This is a genomic window from Pseudomonas sp. Je.1.5.c (assembly GCF_051129895.1).
Lineage (GTDB): Bacteria > Pseudomonadota > Gammaproteobacteria > Pseudomonadales > Pseudomonadaceae > Aquipseudomonas > Aquipseudomonas urmiensis.
In genome coordinates, this window is record NZ_JBCPSP010000091.1 from 1 (window position 1) to 2,811 (window position 2,811).

Below are 2,811 nucleotides of genomic sequence, written 5' to 3' on the forward strand. Positions count from 1 at the left end.
CCACGCAGCCGCTCCTCCATGCAGCCCTTCTCCCATGCAGCCCTTCTCCCACGCAGCCCTTCTCCCACGCAGCCCTTCCTCCACGTAGCCCGTCTTCCACTTAGCCCGTCTTCCAGGCCAACGCTGCCTGAGTTTCTCTCAGGCATAAAAAAGGGCCGTCGAAACGGCCCGAAGATCCCTGCTTGGCTAAGAGCAATGCAACGAGGAATAGCTTAACGATTCGGTTGTGGCGTCAGACGCAGATAGGGCTTCACGGCACGGTAGCCTTTGGGGAAGCGCTGCTTGATTTCGTCTTCGTCCTTGAGCGACGGCACGATCACCACTTCGTCGCCGTCCTGCCAGTTACCTGGGGTGGCGACCTTGTAGTTGTCGGTCAGCTGCAACGAGTCGATCACCCGCAGGATCTCATTGAAGTTGCGCCCGGTGCTGGCTGGATAGGTAATGGTCAGGCGCACTTTCTTGTTCGGATCGATCACGAACAGCGAGCGCACCGTCAGGGTGTCGTTGGCGTTGGGGTGGATCAGGTCGTACAGGTCGGAAACCTTGCGATCGGCGTCGGCGATGATCGGGAAGTTGACCACGGTGTTCTGCGTTTCGTTGATGTCATCGATCCATTTGTGGTGCGAGTCGACCGGGTCGACCGACAGGGCGATGGCCTTGACCCCACGCTGGGCGAAGTCATCCTTGAGCTTGGCGGTCAGGCCCAGCTCGGTGGTGCACACCGGGGTGAAATCGGCAGGGTGCGAGAACAGCACGCCCCAGCTATTGCCCAACCACTCGTGGAAGCGAATCTTGCCAGCGCTGGAATCCTGTTCGAAATCGGGGGCGATGTCGCCGAGTTTGAGGCTCATGGGGTGGGGCTCCTTAGATCTGCGTTAGGGCGCGGTATGGGTTCAATGTGCCTGCACTCGATGCAAAACAAAAAGAATAAATATCGATTTATTTATAACTAGAATGCATACGAAATCTTGGGCACAAAAAAGCCTCGCACTAGGCGAGGCTCCTTTGTGCAACTGCGACTTACATGAAGTTGTAAGTGTAGTTGACGATCAAGCGGGCCTGGTCTTTGTCGACCGGAGCTTGGCCTTCACCGCGGTAAGTGCCATGACGCAGGCTGGCGCCCAGACCTTTGAAGGTGCCGTCCTGAATGACGTAGTCAATACGGGCGTCACGCTCCCACTCATGGTAGGTACCGTTGCCATCACGATTACGAATGTCGTCACCACGCAGGTACGCAACCGAAGCCTTCAGACCCGGAACGCCTACACGAGCGAAGTCGTAGCTGTACTGACCGAAGGTGGTGTTGGTGCCCGCACGTGCGAACTGATTGATCATGCTGTCGGTGAACAGGTAGAAGCTAGCACCTGCTGCGCCTTCATCGGCCAGGCCGCCTTGGTTCAGCCAAACAAAGCCACCATCATCGCCAACTTGTTGATGACCCAGCATCATCGCGTGGCCACCCAGGGTGTAGGTGAACATGGCGGACCAAGTCTTGTTGTCGACCTTGCCGTCAACTTTCTCGTAACCGCCGTTGTTGTTGAAGTTGTACTCACCAGGTCCGCCATCTTTGTTCTTGCCGTCTGAGCGGCTATCGAAGTAGCGCAGGTCAGTTTTGAACGATTGATCGTCGGCAATCTTGAAGACGTGGGTTGCACCCAGGAAATGCTGCTTGTAGAAGTCTTCCAAGTTTGAATAGTAGTACTGCAGGGTCAGGTCAGGAGTGAGCTTATAGTCCAGACCACCGTAGCGGAACTTGTTGCTTTCAGCGGTAGCACCGGCGACAGACAGACCGGTACGGTTGCTCGACGCTCGCCCCATGGCATGGGTAAGCTGACCGGCGTTGATGGTCAGGTTGTCGATTTCCTTGGAGGTGATGGTGCCACCTTCGAAGGTTTGCGGCAGCAGACGACCATCGTTGGAAACCAAGATCGGCAACATCGGAGCAAGTGCGCTACCGAAATGCGCTTCGGTCTTGGAGAAGCGAACCTTGGCATTAGCACCGAAGCGCGCCCATTGCTTCTCGGCAGAACCGTCAGAGTCGCTAGGGAAGAAGCTGCTGCTGTCGGCGTGATAGCCTTTACCGCCATCCAGGTGAATACCCCACAAAGCCTGAGCATCTACACCAAAACCAACCGTGCCTTCAGTGAAACCGGAGATGTAGTCAAGCTTGAAGCCTTGACCCGACTCACGAGTATCCGGGCGAGGCTTGTCGCCGCCAGTCTCACGGTTGTCGTCATTGAAGTACATGGTGCGCGAGCTCAGGGACAGTTTGCTGTCCTCAACGAAACCAGCAGCGCCTGCTTGTTGGGCGAGAACCCCCAGTGCCACGGCCAGAGCCAGGCTGGACTTGTACATGTTTTGCTCCTCTACGTTCTAATTTTTGTGTATCTCAGGCGGCGGGATCTGCTGCCCCGCTCTGCCGTGGATGGGCGATTTAGTCCCAAAGTGTGACCGTGAAGTCAATCATTTCTAATCGTTTCACGACTTTGGTCTAAGACGCCACCTGCGCTACAGGATAATGACAATCCTATAAATCCAAAATGACTGTTTTATGAATCTGTAAGACTTTTGCGGAATATCCTAGGAACCTTTACTACCAAAAGTTGTATCGGCGACCCCGTATAGAGCTTTAGGTTATTTGCAAACGTTTGCTCATAACCTTATTCCACAACGATCTGTAGGGCCGCGAAAGGCTAGCAGGCGATTCTGATTTTTCCAGGCAAGAAGGTTGTCAGTGCGGGCCTCATCGCGGGGCAAGCCCGCTCCCACGCAGAGCCCGAAACCGTGAGGACGACCCAGATTGCGTGGGAG

At 55.4% G+C, this 2,811-nt stretch carries 2 protein-coding genes; both read right to left on the reverse strand.

Annotated features, from left to right (window positions below; genetic code table 11):
- Positions 1–212: 212 nt before the first annotated feature.
- Complete coding sequence (locus AAZU54_RS27220) at positions 213–851, reverse strand: peroxiredoxin (RefSeq protein ID WP_186552877.1); 639 nt, start codon at positions 849–851, stop codon at positions 213–215.
- Between the two features lie 169 nt (positions 852–1,020).
- Complete coding sequence (locus AAZU54_RS27225; RefSeq protein WP_434727894.1) at positions 1,021–2,355, reverse strand: OprD family outer membrane porin; 1,335 nt, start codon at positions 2,353–2,355, stop codon at positions 1,021–1,023.
- Between the last annotated feature and the right edge of the window lie 456 nt (positions 2,356–2,811).

Excerpts from the sequence above, each read along its gene's own strand:
- AAZU54_RS27225 (WP_434727894.1), bottom strand. The coding sequence starts at position 2,355 with ATGTACAAGTCCAGCCTGGCTCTGGCCGTGGCACTGGGGGTTCTCGCC.
- AAZU54_RS27220 (WP_186552877.1), bottom strand. The coding sequence starts at position 851 with ATGAGCCTCAAACTCGGCGACATCGCCCCCGATTTCGAACAGGATTCC.